This window comes from Streptomyces sp. NPDC002886 (genome assembly GCF_042888445.1).
Classification (GTDB): Bacteria; Actinomycetota; Actinomycetes; order Streptomycetales; family Streptomycetaceae; genus Streptomyces.
This window is the reverse complement of sequence record NZ_JBIAPV010000008.1, coordinates 225,446-241,296: the sequence shown is the minus strand read 5'-3', so window position 1 is coordinate 241,296 and position 15,851 is coordinate 225,446. Positions and strand designations below refer to the sequence as shown.

11 protein-coding genes are annotated in these 15,851 nt (G+C 74.7%); 9 read left to right on the top strand and 2 right to left on the bottom strand.

Going from position 1 to position 15,851, the window contains the following annotated elements:
- The first annotated feature begins 20 nt into the window (after positions 1-20).
- Complete coding sequence (locus ACFYYB_RS30845; RefSeq protein WP_389439338.1) at positions 21-1,748, top strand: DUF4153 domain-containing protein; 1,728 nt, start codon at positions 21-23, stop codon at positions 1,746-1,748.
- 81 nt (positions 1,749-1,829) lie between these two features.
- Here ACFYYB_RS30845 and ACFYYB_RS30840 read toward each other — a convergent pair whose 3' ends face one another.
- A complete protein-coding gene (locus tag ACFYYB_RS30840; RefSeq protein ID WP_389439336.1) occupies positions 1,830-3,383 on the bottom strand; it encodes an MFS transporter in 1,554 nt (517 codons plus the stop codon).
- Positions 3,384-3,523: 140 nt separating this feature from the next.
- Between ACFYYB_RS30840 and ACFYYB_RS30835 the strand changes: the two genes are divergently transcribed.
- From ACFYYB_RS30835 to ACFYYB_RS30825, 3 genes are all read left to right on the top strand, one after another.
- Positions 3,524-4,126 carry a TetR/AcrR family transcriptional regulator gene (locus ACFYYB_RS30835; protein WP_389439334.1) on the top strand — a complete coding sequence of 201 codons (603 nt, stop codon included), beginning with the start codon at positions 3,524-3,526 and terminating at the stop codon, positions 4,124-4,126.
- Between the two features lie 145 nt (positions 4,127-4,271).
- Complete coding sequence (locus ACFYYB_RS30830; RefSeq protein ID WP_389439332.1) at positions 4,272-4,982, top strand: ribonuclease HII; 711 nt, start codon at positions 4,272-4,274, stop codon at positions 4,980-4,982.
- Between the two features lie 59 nt (positions 4,983-5,041).
- A complete protein-coding gene (locus ACFYYB_RS30825; protein WP_389439330.1) occupies positions 5,042-5,638 on the top strand; it encodes a hypothetical protein in 597 nt (198 codons plus the stop codon).
- Positions 5,639-5,860: 222 nt separating this feature from the next.
- On the opposite strand, the gene ACFYYB_RS30820 is transcribed toward ACFYYB_RS30825, so the two are convergent.
- A complete protein-coding gene (locus tag ACFYYB_RS30820) occupies positions 5,861-6,490 on the bottom strand; it encodes a hypothetical protein (protein WP_389439328.1) in 630 nt (209 codons plus the stop codon).
- 362 nt (positions 6,491-6,852) lie between these two features.
- Between ACFYYB_RS30820 and ACFYYB_RS30815 the strand changes: the two genes are divergently transcribed.
- The 5 genes from ACFYYB_RS30815 (at position 6,853) to ACFYYB_RS30795 (ending at position 15,769) form a co-directional block, all read left to right on the top strand.
- Positions 6,853-9,012, top strand: a complete 2,160-nt coding sequence (locus tag ACFYYB_RS30815; protein WP_389439326.1) for a RecQ family ATP-dependent DNA helicase — start codon at positions 6,853-6,855, stop codon at positions 9,010-9,012.
- Between the two features lie 219 nt (positions 9,013-9,231).
- Complete coding sequence (locus tag ACFYYB_RS30810; protein ID WP_389439324.1) at positions 9,232-10,596, top strand: DUF4192 domain-containing protein; 1,365 nt, start codon at positions 9,232-9,234, stop codon at positions 10,594-10,596.
- A 374-nt stretch (positions 10,597-10,970) separates the two neighbouring features.
- A complete protein-coding gene (locus ACFYYB_RS30805; protein ID WP_389439322.1) occupies positions 10,971-12,956 on the top strand; it encodes a glycogen debranching N-terminal domain-containing protein in 1,986 nt (661 codons plus the stop codon).
- 105 nt (positions 12,957-13,061) lie between these two features.
- Positions 13,062-13,808 (top strand): NUDIX domain-containing protein, encoded by a 747-nt coding sequence (locus ACFYYB_RS30800; protein ID WP_389439320.1) that lies wholly within the window; start codon positions 13,062-13,064, stop codon positions 13,806-13,808.
- 143 nt (positions 13,809-13,951) lie between these two features.
- Positions 13,952-15,769, top strand: coding sequence for an ATP-binding cassette domain-containing protein (locus ACFYYB_RS30795; protein ID WP_389439318.1), 1,818 nt, complete (start codon positions 13,952-13,954; stop codon positions 15,767-15,769).
- The last annotated feature ends 82 nt before the right edge of the window (positions 15,770-15,851 follow it).

Below are 15,851 nucleotides of genomic sequence, written 5' to 3'. Positions count from 1 at the left end.
CGACAGGGGAGGGGAACCCGATGTCAGCAGGGAAAACCGACGGTGCGGGGAACACCGGGCCGGGGAACGCCGGGACGCAGAACACCGACGGTGCGGGGAACGCCGGGACGGAGAACACCGGCGGTGCGGGGAACGCCCGGCCGGGGAACGCCGGGCCGGGGAACGCCACTCCACCCGCGCCGCCGGGGTGGGATCCCAAGGGCTGGCAGAGGCACCAGACGCGCAAGGAGCGCGCCGCCTCCGGTGCCTGGTCGATGGCCCCGCTCGCCTGGGCCGAGGCCGCGCGCCCGGCCGCCGTCGGACCGGTGCCGGCCGTCGTGCTGGGCGCCGTAATCGCCTCCGGCATCGCCGTCTCCCTGCTCCTCGGCGAGGGGCTCGGCCCGGGTCTGCTCCTCGCGGTGCTGCCCGCGCTCGTCGCCGCCCACGCGGCGGCCCGTGCGGCCGGCCGCAGGCTGCGGCCGTGGACCGCCCTCTGGGCGCTCGGCTGTCTCGCGCTGCTCGCCGTGCCCGCCCTGCGCGCCTCCGCCTGGCCTGTCGTGGCGGCCCTGTTCGCGGCCCTCCTGACCGGAGCCCTGGCCCTGCACGGCAGCCGGACCTGGCCCGGCATCCTGCTCGGCCCGGTCGGCCTCCTGGACTCGGCCGTCCTCGGCGTGCGCTGGGTCTGGCAGGGCCTGCGCTCGCGCGGCGAGGGGCGCCGGGAGCGGTTGCTGCCGGTGCTGAAGGCAGTCGTGGTGGCGGTGGTCCTGCTGGTTCTCTTCGGCGCCCTGTTCGCCTCCGCGGACGCCGCGTTCGCTGACCTGCTGAGCGGGCTCACCCCCGATATCAGCGGCATCGGCGGCCCGGTCCGCTTCCTGCTCTTCGGGCTGGGCCTGCTCGTCGCGATCGCCGTCGCCCGCGCGGGCGCCGCCCCTTCCCGCTGGGACCGGATCGAGGTGCGTCCGGGGAAGGCGCGCTCCCGGGTCGAATGGGCCCTTCCGCTCATCGTGCTGAACCTGCTCTTCGCCGCGTTCAACGCCGTCCAGCTCGCCGTCCTCTTCGGCGGCTACCGCAAGGTCCTGGAGGCCACCGGCCTCACCTACGCCGCGTACGCGCGCCAGGGCTTCTGGCAGCTGCTCTGGGCCACCCTGCTCACCCTCGCCGTCATCGCGCTGGCCCTGCGCTGGGCCCCGCGCGCGGGAGCCGGCGACCGGCGGCTGGTGCGCGTCGTGCTCGGCACGCTCTGCGCGCTCACCCTCGTGGTGGTCGCCTCGGCGCTCCGCCGCATGGACCTGTACGTGGACGCGTACGGGCTGACCAGGCTGCGGCTTTCGGTCGCCGGTATGGAGCTGTGGCTCGGGCTGGTGATCGTACTGATCATGGCCGGCGGGCTGTTCGGCGCGCGGTGGCTGCCCCGCGCGGTCGCGGGGAGCGCCGTGGCGGCCGTACTGGCCTTCGGGCTGATGTCCCCGGACGGGGTGATCGCGGAGGGGAACGTCACGCGGTACGAGCGGTCCGGAAAGATCGACCTGGCCTACTTCCAGTCGCTGTCGGCGGACGCGGTGCCCGCCCTGGACCGGCTGCCCGAGCCTCAACGTTCCTGCGCCCTGCGCGGGATCGCCAGGGAGCTGGAGGCGGCGGGCCGCACACCCTGGTACGCGACGAGCCTGGCGGAGCGCCGGGCCCGGGAGATCCTGGGCGAGCGCGGGGCGAACGCCTCGTACGGGCAGTGCAGGAGCCTGGGAACCTTCGGGAGCCGGATCGAGTACTAGACACCCCCAGGACCCGTCTTGGCCGACGAGGGGCCCGGCGCGGAGGCTTCCCGCGCCGGGCCCCTCGTACGGACCGCCCGCTCAGGCGGCCGGACCGGCCTGGGCTGCGGCTCCGTTCAGGGCCTCGAGGTCGCTCTTGCGGACCCGGATCACTAGCAGCGCGGTGACGAGGGCGAGCCCCGACATGGCGACGGCGGCGATGAACGAGGTGGAGATCCCCTGCGTGAGGACGGCGTCCCCCCAGGGGTCGGGCAGCATGCCGGTCTGCTGGAAGGCCGCGGCCTGGCCCTGGTCGGCGTGGGCCATGAAGTCGGGGACCTGCTGGTGGGCCTCGTTGCGGCCGGCCGTGCCGAACACGGTGACCAGGATGGACAGTCCGAGCGAGCCGCCGACCTGCTGGCTGGCGTTGAGAAGTCCGGAGGCCGCGCCCGCTTCCTGCGGGGCCACTCCGGAGACGGCGGTGAGGGTGAGGGTGACGAAGTTCAGGCCCATGCCGAAACCGAACAGCAGCATGGGACCCAACACCCCCGAGGCGTAGGAGCTGTCGGGTTCGATGAAGGTCAGCCAGGTCAGGCCGATGCCGGTCAGCGCCGATCCGAGGACCATGAACGGCTTGGGGCCGAAGCGCGGCAGCAGCCGCTGGGAGAGTCCGGCGGCGGTGACGATGGCGACGGTGATGGGCAGGAAGCCGATGCCGGATCGGATCGGGCTGAAGTCCAGCACGTTCTGCACGAACTGGACGATGAAGAAGAACATGCCGAACATCGCGGCGGCGAGGCTGAGCATGATCACGTAGGCGCCGGTGCGGTTGCGCTCGGCGAACATGCGCAGCGGGATGATCGGATCGGCGGCCCGCGACTCGACGAGCACGAAGGCCGCGAGCAGGATCACGGCGAGGACGAACGCGCCGATGGTCACGCCGTCGCGCCAGCCGTCCTGGGAGGCGCGGATGAACCCGTAGACCAGCGAGGTCATCCCGACCGTGGAGGTGAGTGCTCCGGCGATGTCGAAGCGGCCCGGGTGGCGCTCGGACTCGCTGATGTAGAGCGGGGTCAGCAACGCGATCAGCAACCCGATCGGAACGTTGACGAAGAAGACCCAGCGCCAGTCGAGCCACTCGGTGAGCATGCCGCCGGCCAGCAGGCCGACCGCGCCGCCACCCGCGGAAACGGCGGCGAACACGCCGAAGGCGCGGTTGCGTGCGGGGCCCTCGGCGAAGGTCGTGGTGACCAGGGCGAGGGAGGTCGGCGAGGCGATGGCGCCGCCGACGCCCTGCAGCGCGCGGGCCGCGAGCAACTGCCAGGGCTCCTCGGCGAATCCGCCGAGCAGGGAGGCCAGGGTGAAGAGCAGGATGCCGGTCAGGAAGACCCGGCGGCGGCCCAGGATGTCGCCGGCGCGGCCGCCGAGCAGCAGCAGGCCGCCGAAGGCGAGCGTGTAGGCGCTGATCACCCAGGAAAGGTCGGTGGTCGAGATCGCGAGGTCGGTCTGGATGTGCGGGAGCGCGATGTTCACGATCGTCGCGTCGAGGACGACCATCAGCTGGCAGGCGGCGATGACGGCGAGCGCCACTCCCGGGCGCCCCTCCCGACGGGCCGCGCCGGGTATCCGGAGTTTGGAGAGCTGAGGAGTTGTCACTGTGGATCCCCCCAAAGTGAAATAGTGAACGTAGGCGTTCACAGCGAGAACAAGGTAGGAGCCAGCCTTAGTGAACGCAAGCGTTCACTAAGCTTGTACGTGCGTGCGTGGGACGCGCGTGCGGGGCGGAGGGTTGGGGAGTGATGAGTTCGCGCTGGTCAGTGGCGGCCCCGGGGCGCAGGCGGGGGCCCGAACTCGAACGGGCGATTCTCGACGCCGCGTTGGAGCAGCTGGGCACCGTCGGCTGGAACGCCCTCACCATGGAGGGCGTGGCCTCGGGCGCCCGCACCGGCAAGGCGGCGCTCTACCGGCGCTGGCCCTCCAAAGCGGACTTGGTGGCCGAGGCGCTGCGGACGCGACTGCCCCCGCTCGGCCAGATCCAGGACCTGGGGTCGATCCGCGAGGACCTGTACGCGCTGTGCGTGCGGATGCGGGACGTCATGCACTCCCGGGCCGGGCAGGCCCTGCGGGCGGTGCTTCACGAATGCGATCACAGTCATGCGGAGCGGTTCCACGGCCTGATCTGGTCCGGGCTGCACGAGCCGGCGCACAGGCTGATCGGGGAGCTGGTCCATCGCGGAATCGACCGGGGGGACGTCCGATCGGACGCGACCGGTCCGTTTCTCGTGGACGTGGTCCCGGCGCTGATGATGTATCGCGCGAAGGTGTGCGGGAGCGAATGGGCCGACGGGGACATCGCCGAGATGATCGACGGGGTGATGGTCCCGCTGCTCAGGGTGTGAGACGGGCCGGGGTCGCCGGCGCGGCGCGGAGGTGGCCGGACCCCGGCCGGGAGGGGGCGGCGGCCCGGCGGGGAGGGCACGGCGGCCCGGCGGGGAGGGGGCGGGGTGTGCAGGCGGCCCGGGGCGGCGTAACCTTGCTGGCGCCATGCCGTATGAAGCACCCACTCACACCGTCGAACGCTCCCTCCGAGCGACCACCGGCGCCAAGGTCATCGCCGGGGTCGACGAAGTCGGACGAGGGGCCTGGGCCGGTCCCGTCACCGTCTGCGCGGCGATCACCGGTCTGCGCCGGCCGCCCGCGGGACTCACCGACTCCAAACTGCTGACCCCCAAGCGCCGCGACGCGCTCGTCGGCGTCCTGGAGGACTGGGTCACCGCCTACGCCCTGGGCCACTCCTCCCCGGAGGAGATCGACGAGCTGGGGATGACCGCCGCCCTGCGCCTCGCCGCGGTGCGCGCCCTGGAGGCGCTGCCCGTGCGGCCCGACGCGGTGATACTCGACGGCAAGCACGACTACCTCGGTGCTCCCTGGCAGGTCCGGACGGTGATCAAGGGCGACCAGTCCTGCGTCGCCGTCGCCGCGGCCTCGGTGATCGCCAAGGTCCGGCGCGACCGGATGATGGCCGAGATCGGTGAACAGGGCGCCGGGATCGAGGACTTCGCCTTCGCCGCCAACGCCGGATACCCCTCGCCCGTGCACCGGGCGGCACTGGAGGAGCAGGGTCCGACCGCGTACCACCGGCTCTCCTGGTCCTACCTCGACGCGCTGCCCCGCTGGAGCCACCTCAAGAAGGTGCGCCGCAGCGAGGAAGCGATGGAGCTGGAAAACGGAGGCCAACTCGGCTTCGATTTCTGATCGCACGAAGGTGCCACCAACCGGTACGTTTCGCACCGGTGTTTGATAAATATCAGCTCATGCCTCTCACCCCCGCCCCCGAGGAGCCTCAGATTCACGAGAGTGCCCAGGGTCCCCGCGTCACTCCGGCCGCGAGCCGCAGCGCGCAGACCCCCCGTCCCGTTCCCGGTCCCCGTCCCGCTCCCAGGCCCGCGCCGCCCGCCCCGCGGAAGCCGCAGGCCGCCCGCGGTCCCGTAGCCCCCACCACCCCCTCGGTCTCGGCGTCCGTGCCGCAGGTCCAGCTGATCCCGGCCTCCGCCGAGGGTGCGCTGGACGCGGCCGAAGAGGCCGTCGACCTGCTGCTCGACACCGGGCGCGCGCCCGGTGACATCCTGGTGCTCACCACCGGCGACCCGCACCCGTGGGCCGCGCACGAGCTGTCCTTCGGCGAGGCCGCGTACTGGGCCCTGCACGATGCCGGGGACGACGTCTTCTACGCCGACGCGTCGCAGGCGCAGCGCGCGGCCGGCCGTCCCGTCGTGGTCTTCGCGGTCAACGGCGGACCTGTCGAAGCCGCCACCGGAGCCCTGCCGGTCGCCCTCGCGCGAGCCGGCGCGATCCTGATCGTGTGCGGCGAGCCGCAGCAGATCAACTCCGTGCTGGGGGCGGGCGTCTGACGCCCCGTACCCCCGCACGGTCGAGGGGCGGGCCGGGCTCGTAGCCGGCCCTGCCGAAGTCCGAGGCCTGACCAGCCGTACGCCCGCATCCGGGTGTACGGCCGTTGGTCGTTCCCGGGTACGCGGCCCCGCGGGCTCGGTGGTGCGTAGGCGCAGGGCAGGCGCAGGCGCGTAGAGGCAGGTGCGTAGGCGGTGCGGTGGTGCGTACGCGGGCCCGCCGGCTCAGCGTGCGGCGGTGCGGCGCAGGGCCTCCGAGGCTCCGCCGCCCCCGCGCAGGGCGAGCGGCGCGAACTCGGACGGCGCCTCACCGAGGCGCTCGGGCCGGGAGTCCGAACTGGGACTCCGGCCGCCGCGGCCTTCGCCCAGCACCTGCCAGCCGCCCCGGGTCAGCGTGATGTACGCGCCGCAGCGCAGCCCGTGCAGGGTGCAGGCGTCGCGCAGCCCCCACATCCAGGCCCCGTCCTCCTCGGTCCAGCGCTCGTCGCCGTCTCGGCAGAACAACAGCACGGCGGTCCGTACCGGGGTCCGCCGGCGCAGGTCGTGCGGGATGACCCGGCGCAGCCGGGAGAGCAGCGCGTTGCGGTACTCCCAGCCGTCGGCGGCGGTGGAGCGCTGAACGAAGGAGGCGCTGGCCACGAGCCGCTCCTCGGGCCCGAGGACGGCGATGATCGCTGTGGACGGGACGGGGCCGTGCCGTGAATGCAGTCCGCTGACGACCTCGCGCGGATTGCGCAGCAGGGGGACGCCCGACGCCATCCACTCGGAGGGCTCCAGCAGTCTGCCGTGCCGGCTGACGCCGCCGGTGGTCGTGGTCAGGGACGTGGTCGATGGCCGGGCGAATCCGAAGGACACTGTCCTCCCTTCGGGTACACGCCCGCGAACGGGCACAGCTGGGGTGCGGGCGCGCCGCGGCACGGCCCAGGAGAGCGCCGTCGAGCCGAGCGGGAGCAACACAATTCTCGCGTGGCCCGTGAGCATGCGGCAACGAGCAATTGGAGCCGCCGACCGGAATTCGCCGGTATGCCGTTCATATCCTTGCCCCGCCACGCCGAAGATGACTCATTCCGTCAAGTCCGGAGCGTGGCCGCCGGGGGGAACACCGTCCTTGCGGCCGCCCGCCGTCAGTGGTGGCGCGGCGATCCGGACGGCTTGTGGGCCGCGCGTCACGCTGGGTGAATTGGCCGATTGTCCTAGGCATCGGGTTGCATGGGGGCATGGACAACCTGGAGCTCCGCGCTGAAGCCGACGCCATCCTCGCTGAGCTGGTCGGTGCCCCAGGGGGTGCGGCGCGGCTGCGGGAGGACCAGTGGCAGGCGGTGTCGGCCCTGGTGGAGGAGCGCCGGCGGGCGCTGGTGGTGCAGCGTACGGGGTGGGGAAAGTCGGCGGTCTACTTCGTCGCGACGGCCCTGCTGCGCCGTCGCGGCGCGGGTCCGACGGTGATCATCTCGCCGCTCCTCGCGCTGATGCGCAACCAGGTCGAGGCGGCTGCGCGGGCCGGAATCCAGGCGCGGACGATCAACTCGGCCAACCCGGAGGAGTGGGAGACGATCTACGGGGAGGTCGAGCGGGGCGAGACCGACGTCCTCCTCGTGAGTCCGGAGCGCCTCAACTCGGTCGACTTCCGGGAGCAGGTCCTGCCCAAGCTCGCGGCCACGACCGGCCTGCTGGTGGTCGACGAGGCGCACTGCATCTCCGACTGGGGCCACGACTTCCGCCCCGACTACCGCCGGCTGCGCACCATGCTCGCCGAGCTCGCCCCCGGCGTGCCCGTGCTCGCCACCACCGCGACGGCCAACGCCCGGGTCACGGCGGACGTGGCCGAGCAGCTGGGCACGGGAGGCGGCGGCGCCCTGGTGCTGCGCGGCCCGCTCGACCGGGAGAGCCTGCGCCTCGGGGTGCTGGAGCTGCCGAACGCGGCGCACCGGCTGGCGTGGCTGGGGGAGCGGCTGGGGGACCTGCCGGGCTCGGGGATCATCTACACGCTGACGGTGGCGGCCGCCGAAGAGGTGGCCGCGTTCCTGCGGCAGCGCGGGTATCCGGTGGCTTCGTACACCGGGAAGACGGAGAACGCCGACCGGCTGCAGGCCGAGGAGGATCTGCTCGCGAACCGGGTGAAGGCGCTGGTGGCGACCTCCGCGCTGGGCATGGGCTTCGACAAGCCGGACCTCGGGTTCGTGGTGCACCTGGGCTCCCCCTCGTCTCCGATCGCCTACTACCAGCAGGTGGGGCGTGCGGGGCGCGGCGTGGACCACGCCGACGTGCTGCTGCTGCCGGGGCGGGAGGACGAGGCGATCTGGGCGCACTTCGCTTCGGTGGGGTTCCCGCCCGAGGAGCAGGTGCGGCGGACCCTGGACGTGCTGGAGCAGGCGGGCCGGCCGTTGTCGCTGCCGGCGCTGGAGCCGTTGGTGGACCTGCGGCGTTCGCGGCTGGAGACCATGCTCAAGGTTCTGGACGTGGACGGCGCGGTCAAGCGCGTGAAGGGCGGCTGGACCTCCACCGGGCAGCCCTGGGAGTACGACGCGCAGCGCTACGAGTGGGTGGCCCGGCAGCGGCAGGCGGAGCAGCAGGCCATGCGGGACTACGTGGCGACCACGGGGTGCCGCATGGAGTTCCTGCAGCGGCAGCTCGACGACGAGAAGGCCACCCCGTGCGGCCGCTGCGACTCCTGCGCCGGGCCCTGGCTCGACCCCGCCGTCTCCCACGGGGCCCTCGACACGGCGACCGGCGAGCTGGACCGCCCGGGGGTCGAGGTCGAGCCCCGCCGGATGTGGCCCTCGGGCATGCCCGCGGTCGGCGTCGATCTCAAGGGCCGCATCCCCGTCGGCCAGCAGGCCGCCACGGGTCGCGCGCTGGGACGGCTGTCGGACATCGGCTGGGGCAACCGCCTGCGCCCGCTGTTGTCGGAGCGGGCCGCGGACGGGCCGGTCCCGGACGACGTACTGGCGGCCGTGGTGACGGTGGTGGCCGACTGGGCCCGGTCCCCGGGCGGTTGGGCCAGTGGCTCGGCCGGCGCGATGGCCCGGCCCGTGGGGATCGTGGCCATGCCCTCCCGCTCCCGCCCGCAGCTGGTGGGCTCACTGGCCGAGGGCCTGGCCCGGGTCGGCCGGCTCCCGCTGCTGGGCACCCTCGCCTACACCGCGCAGGCCGGCGAGTACGGCGCGCACCGCAGCAACTCCGCCCAGCGGCTGCGCGCCCTGGCCGCCTCCTTCGCCGTCCCCGACGAGCTCGCGGCGGCCCTGGCCGCCACCCCGGGACCGGTCCTGCTCGTCGACGACTACGCCGACTCCGGCTGGACCCTGGCCGTGGGCGCCCGCGTCCTGCGCCAGGGCGGGGCCGAGCAGGTGCTCCCTCTGACCCTCGCCCTGGCGGGGTGAGAGCGCCTCGACCGCCCCATTGACGGGGCGGTCGATCCCCATAGGAGGGGGGAGCCTCCTATGCCGAAGGTGTGGCGCGGCGCGCCGGGTATCCGGTCGGCTGGGTGAGGAGGCGGCCGGTGGCCGGCGGAGCCCACCCCATGGCGCCACCGGCCCGCCGGTGCCGGGGACTTATCCACAGGGGTTTCCGGATCCGGCCGGACACGGGACCTTCGGGACATGACGAACAACAACCACGAAGCGGCACACAACCCGTCCGAATCCGCGTCCTCCGCGTCGGGACCGGGGTCCTCCGCGTTCTCCGCGTCGGGGCCCGGGTCCTCCGCGTCCCCGTCGTCCACCGGTTCGTCCGGAGGAGTCGACGCGTCCAGGATCACCCTGCGCAGCCCGGCCGAACTGGCCGACGCGCTGCCCTACATGCTCGGGTTCCATCCGAGTGACTCCCTCGTCATGGTGGCCGTCCACGGGGAGGCCGGCCGCTTCGGCGGCCGGCTCCGGGTGGGCATCCCCGCCGCCCCCGACGAATGGGAGGACACCGCCCGTCAGGTCGCCGACTGTCTGATCCGCGGCAGCGTGCGGCGCGGATCCAGGCCCGACGGCATCATCGTCTTCCTCTGCCAGGACCCGCACCGCAGCGAGAGTCCGCAGCGGGTGATGACCAGGCTGCGCCCGCTCGCGCAGCGGATCCGGCTGGCCTGCGGAGCACTGGACGTCCCCGTACTGGAGGCCCTGTGCCTCTCCGCCGGGCGGTACTGGTCCTACTGCTGCCCGGACGAGCGGTGCTGCCCCGCCGAGGGCAGCGCGCTGGCCGCGCCCGGCACCTCGGTGATGGCCGCCGCGGCCACCTTCGCCGGCCTCCAGGTGCGCGGCTCCCTCCGGGAGATCGAGCGCCGGCTGACACCGCTGGGCGGGGCGGTGGCCGACGAGATGGAGGCGGCTCTGGACCGGGCGGCCGTCGCCCTGGTGCCGAAGATCCTCGACGGGGCCACCCGGGAGGAGGTGGGGGCCGAGACGGTCCTGCTCGCCCGCGCCCTGATCCAGCGCATGACCTTGGCCCCGCCGGCCGAAGGCGGCGCCGGAGCCGACGCCCGGGACGACGGGCTGCTGGGCCACGACGAGGCCGCCTCGTTGATCCTCGGGCTCCAGGACCGCGAGATCCGCGACATCGCCGCCGAGTGGATGGAGGGCGAGGAGGCCGCCCCCGCCCTGCGGCTGTGGCGGGCCCTGGCCCGGCGCTGCGTCGGGGCCTACGGGGAGCACGCGGCGGCTCCCCTCACCCTGGCGGGCTGGGTCTCCTGGTCCACCGGGGACGAGCCGACGGCCAGGATCGCCCTGGGGCTGGCCCTGCGGGCGGACGACGGGTACCGCTTCGCGCAGCTGCTCCACCACGCCTGCAACGAGGGGATCGACCCGGAGGGGCTGCGGGAGTGCCTGCGGGAGGAGCGGCGGCGCCGGGAGCCGCGCCGGGGGCGCCTGCCCGCGGGATCCCGGCGAGCGGCCGCCGTCACCAGGCCGCCGGGCCGTCCGGGCAGGACGAGCGGCAGCCGCCGGGAGTCCGGCAGCACCGCGGGGAGCGAGCAGTGATGCGCGGCCGGGCCGGGGACACGGACACGGTCACGGACAGTGGGTGCGGCCTGGGGGTTGGGCCGGGGGTTGGACGGGGCACGGGCCTGCGGGTTGGGCGGGGTGCTGGTCTGGGCGTCGGGCGCAGAGCCCGGGGTGGAGGCAGTTGTGGGGGCCTGGGGGCGGCCTGCGGCACCGTGCTGCGGGGGTGGCTGCGGGAAGGGGCGCGAGGGGTCCTGCGGCTACGGCCCCCGCGAAGGCCGGTGCTCCGCCGGGCGCAGCCTCCGCCGGGGCCCGTGACCCGGGCGGGGGCGGGGGCGTTGCGCTGGGGGGTGGTGGGGGCCCGGCCGCGCCGCCGCCCAGCCGAACCACCCGGAGCGCAGACAAGGCGACCCATGTCCCACCCCGTACCCTCCGCCCGCCCAGCCCCCTCCCGCAGGCCCGACCTGCCGCCCGTGCACGGCGCCGTCATCTGCGTCTCCGCGCCGTGCATGGTCATCTCGCCCGAGCACGGACAGCTCACCGGGCGCGGAGCCGACGGGATCTACCGCGCAGGGATCCGGCTGCTGTCCCGCTGCGTGCTGCGCGTCGCCGGCCGCGACCCGGTGGCCGTCCAGGGCCGCAGCCTCGGTGCCGACCGGGCCTCCTTCACCGCGACCGTTCGGACCGGAGCGGAGCCCGGGCCGGATCCCGACGTCGGAGTGGAGCGGATCCGGCACGCCGACGGCACCGAGCGGATCACCCTGCGCAGCTTCGCCGGCCGGCCCCTGCGGATCCCCGTGGAGGTCTCGCTGGGCACGGACCTGGCGGAGCTGGCCGACGTGGCCGCCGGCCGGGCCGGGCCGGAGCTGCCCGCCGGGGTGCACGCCGCCGGGCTGCGCTGGACCAAGGGCGAGGCCCAGTCGGTCACCGCGGCCGAGCCGCCTCCGGACGACGCGCTGGCCTCGGCCGGCCTGCTGCGCTGGCAGCTCGAACTGCGCCCCGGGGAATCGCGCACCATCGAGCTGCGGACCACGAGGGACCGAGGGGCCCGGGCCCCGGCCGGACAGGTGGCCAATCCGCTGTCCGACGACGTCCGCGCCGAGGGGGACGACCCGAGGGCCGAGGCATGGCTGCGCGCCGGCGTGCAGGACCTGGGCGCGCTGCTGCTCAGGGACCCGAAGGAGCCGACCGACGGCTACGCGGCGGCGGGAGTGCCGTGGCGGCTCGGACTGGCCCCGGCGGAGTCCCTGTGGGCCGCCCGCATGGCGCTCCCGCTCGGCACCGGACTGGCCGCCGCGACCTTGCGCATCCTGGCCCGGACCCAGACCGGGGGGCGGGGCGGCGACGCGGGGAAGATCCCCGGGCCGCTGCGGGGGGCCGGGCCGCAGCTGCCCCCGGGATGCACCGGGACCGAGGCGACGCTCGCCTTCCCCGCGGTGCTCGCCGAAGCCCGGCTCTGGGGGATGCCCGAGGCGGAGGTGGACCGGCTGCTCCCCACCGCCGAGCGCTGCCTGGAGTGGCTCCGGGGCGCCTTCGGGGAGGACGGCTTCCTGGCCGACCCCGATCCGGGGCCCCGGCGCTGTGAAACCCAGGCCCATGCCCATCGCGCCGCGCTCCTCGGGGCCGACCTGCTCGCCGGGTGCGGGCGTCCCGGAGCCGAGGAGTGGCGGGACCGGGCGGCCGGGCTGCGGGAGCGGTTCGCAGCCCGCTTCTGGGTCGACGGCCCCGACGGCGGCCGGCCCGCGGCGGCCCTGCATCCCGACGGGCGGCCCCTGCCCCGGCTGACGGGGGCCGCCGCCCACCTGCTGGACACCGGGCTGCTCGGTGGCGGCCGGCTCGCGCGCGGGCTGCTCGACCGGGTCCGCACCGAACAGCTGGCCCGGCTGCTCGGAGCCCCCGCCATGGACTCCGGCTGGGGACTGCGCAGCATGGCGGTGCGGGAGCCGGGGTTCAACCCGTTCGGGTACCGCTCGGGCGCGGTACGGCCGTACGAGAGCGCGGTCGCCGTGGCGGGCCTGGCCCAGGCGGGCTTCGAGAAGGAGGCCACGGGGCTGCTGCGGGGCCTGCTGGACGCGGCGGAGGCCTTCGGGTACCGCCTCCCGGAGATGTACGCGGCCGAGCAGCGCACCGAGGGCAGCGCTCCGCTTCCGCATCCGGCGGCCTGCCGCCCGGCCGCGGTCGCCGCGGCCGCGGGGATCCACGTGCTCACGGCCCTGGCCGGGATCCGCCCGGACGCCCCCGCGGGAACGGTCGCCTTGGTGCCGCTCCCCGGCGCTCCGCTCGGCGGTCTCCGCCTCTCCGGGCTGCGGGTTTCGGGGGAGCCCTTCGCCGTCCGGATCAGCCGGCTCGGCCTGGGCATGGTGGAGGAGGCCGCCGATGCGCTGCAACTGGGCGGGTAGCCGACGCCCCGCCGGCCGGGCCGGATCGGGCCGAGGCTTCCGTTTCCGTGGTCCGAAGATCCCCAAAGCTCTGTTTATCGTCAGGCAGACGACTATGATCGCGGCATGTCGCCCTACGACCCGTCGGCCTTTCCGCCCTTCGCCGTCACCGTCGACCTGGTCGTGCTCACCGTGCGGCGCCATGCGCTCTGCGCGTTGGTCATCCGACGGGGTGAGCAGCCGTTCCAGGGACGCTGGGCGCTGCCCGGCGGCTTCGTGCGCGGGGACGAGGACCTGTCGGCCGCCGCGGCCCGCGAACTGGCCGAGGAGACCGGCCTCTGCGCCCACGACCCGGCCGCTCCGGACGTGGGCAACGGGGCGCATCTCGAGCAGCTGGCCACCTACGGCGATCCGAAACGGGATCCGCGCATGCGCGTGGTCAGCGTCGCGCATCTGGTGCTGGCTCCGGACCTGCCCGCCCCCCGCGCCGGCGGCGATGCCAACAGCGCGCGCTGGGCCCCCGTCGACGAGCTCCTGTCCACGGAAGGCCGGACCGGCGCCGGACTCGCCTTCGACCACGAGCAGATCCTCGTCGACGGTGTCGAGCGGGCCCGCTCGAAGATCGAATACTCCTCGCTGGCCACCGCCTTCTGCCCGCCCGAGTTCACCGTCGGCGAGCTGCGCCGGGTCTACGAAGCGGTCTGGGGAGTCGCCCTCGACCCCCGGAACTTCCACCGCAAGGTCACTGGCACCCCCGGGTTCCTGGTGCCGGCCGGAGGGACGACGACGCGTCAGGGCGGCCGTCCCGCCCAGCTGTTCCGGGCCGGCGGGGCGACCCTGCTCAACCCGCCGATGCTGCGCCCCGAAGTCTGAGGCCAGGGCGCCCCGCACTCGCGCCGGGGCGCCGACACGGGTGCGGTTCGCGACGAGCTACGCCGTAAATCGGACATATCGCGTTATCTTGTTGGCGGTAATCACCCTGCCGCAGAGCGGTCTCACCCCCCGCGAGAGAAGCGATGCTCCAGGCCATCGGACTCACCAGCACCCCCCGCCGCAACCTCCCGCCCCTCGTGGACGACCTCACCTTCGAGGCCCGCCCCGGGAGCGTGACCGCATTGCTCGGCGAGCCCGGCTCGGGCAAGACCACCGCGCTGCGGCTCATGCTCGAACTCGAGCCGGGCCGCGGGGTCACCTACTTCCGCGGGCGCCCCCTGCACCGGATCCCGCATCCGGGCCGCGAGGTCGGCGTGCTCCTCGGCGATCTCCCCGGCAACCCCTCGCGCACCGTGCGCGGTCAGCTGCGGATGCTCTGTGCCGCAGCCGGTGTGCCGGCCGCACGGGCCGACGCGATGCTGGAGGTCGTCGGCGTCGCGGGACTGCGCGATCAGCGGCTCGGTTCGCTCTCGCTCGGCATGGAGCGCAGGGTCGCGCTGGCCGCCGCACTGCTCGCCGACCCCTGCACGCTGCTCCTCGACGAGCCCGCCGCCGGGCTCTCGCCCCGGGAACGGGGCTGGCTGCACGGGCTGCTGCGCGGCCACGCCTCCCTCGGCGGCGCGGTGCTCTTCACCACCGACGACGCGAAGGAGGCCGCCCGCAGCGCGGACCGGGTCGTGAGCATCGAGGCGGGCCGGCTCGTCGCCGACCAGGACGCCGCCGAGTTCGCCCGGACCCGGCTCCGGCCGAGGGTCGCCGTGCGCACCCCGCACGCCGCCCGGCTGGCCGACGTACTGGGCCGGGAGGCGCGGGCGGCGCGGCGGACGTGGGAGATCGTGGAGGAGAGCGGCAGCCGGCTGTCCGTCTACGGCACCAACTGCGCCGAGGTCGGCGAGGCCGCCTTCCGGCACGGCGTGCTCGTCCACCAACTCGCCGACGAGACCGGCGACGCGGGCGCGCAGCCCACGCTGCCGCGCGCCCGGGACCGCGCCGCAACCGGGGCGCGGGACGCGGCCGCCGCCGGAACGCCGACCGCGTCAGCGGCGGCAGCGGCCGGGGCCGGGGCCGACGGTGGCGACCGGCCCCGCTCCGCCCGTCGGGGGCGGCCCGCCTCGGCCGTGCGCCGGCTCGGCGGCCCGCTGCGGCCCCTGCGCTACGAGCTGCACCGGATGTTCGGCACCGCCACCCCCGTGCTCACCGCCGCCTTCGTCGTCGCCGTCTCCGTCGTCACGGCGCTGGTGCTGGCCCGGGCCGGACACACTCCGCAGAACCGGCTGCTCGCCGCCTGGCCCGAGTTGCTCCCGCTGCCGCCCGCGGCGCTGGGCGCCGGGCTGCTCGGGGCCCTGGCCTTCGGCGAGGAGTACCGCTATCCCGCGCTGGCCGCCGACCGCGGCACCGTCCCGCGCCGACTCGGGCTGCTCACCGCGAAACTCGGCGTCAGCGCCACCCTCGCGCTGCTGTTCGGCGCCCTCGCCGTGACCGCCGACGCCGCCGCCCTGACGCTGGTGTTCGGCAGCGCGCCGCTCCGTACGCCCGCGGAGTGGGTCTCCCCGGCCGCGAGTTGGGCGGGGCTGCTCATCGGCTGCGCCTGGTCCGGGGTCCTTGCCTCCGGCGTCTTCCGGTCCGCCTCCGCCGGCCTGGCCGCGGTGCTCGCCGTACCGGTGATGGTCGTACCGCTGGTGCGCAAGGCGCTGGACGGCCCGTCCGCGTACCCGGTCACCGGACTCGCGGAGCGGCTGCGCGGTCTGGCCTGGGCGCAGTGGCCGCCGGAGGCGGACCGGGTGGTCCTCGGCGCGATTCGGGTGATGGCCCAACCGGTGGGAACCGCGCTGGTGTTGTCGCTGATGGTCCTGTTGTGCGCCTATGGGTTCACAGGACTGCGCGGCCGCGTCCGTTTGTGAGGGATCGCTGGTGATCGTTTCCGTATGGATCCGGACCCAACGGGACCGTTGTGGTCCACATCAAGCCCGGCGGACCGCAACT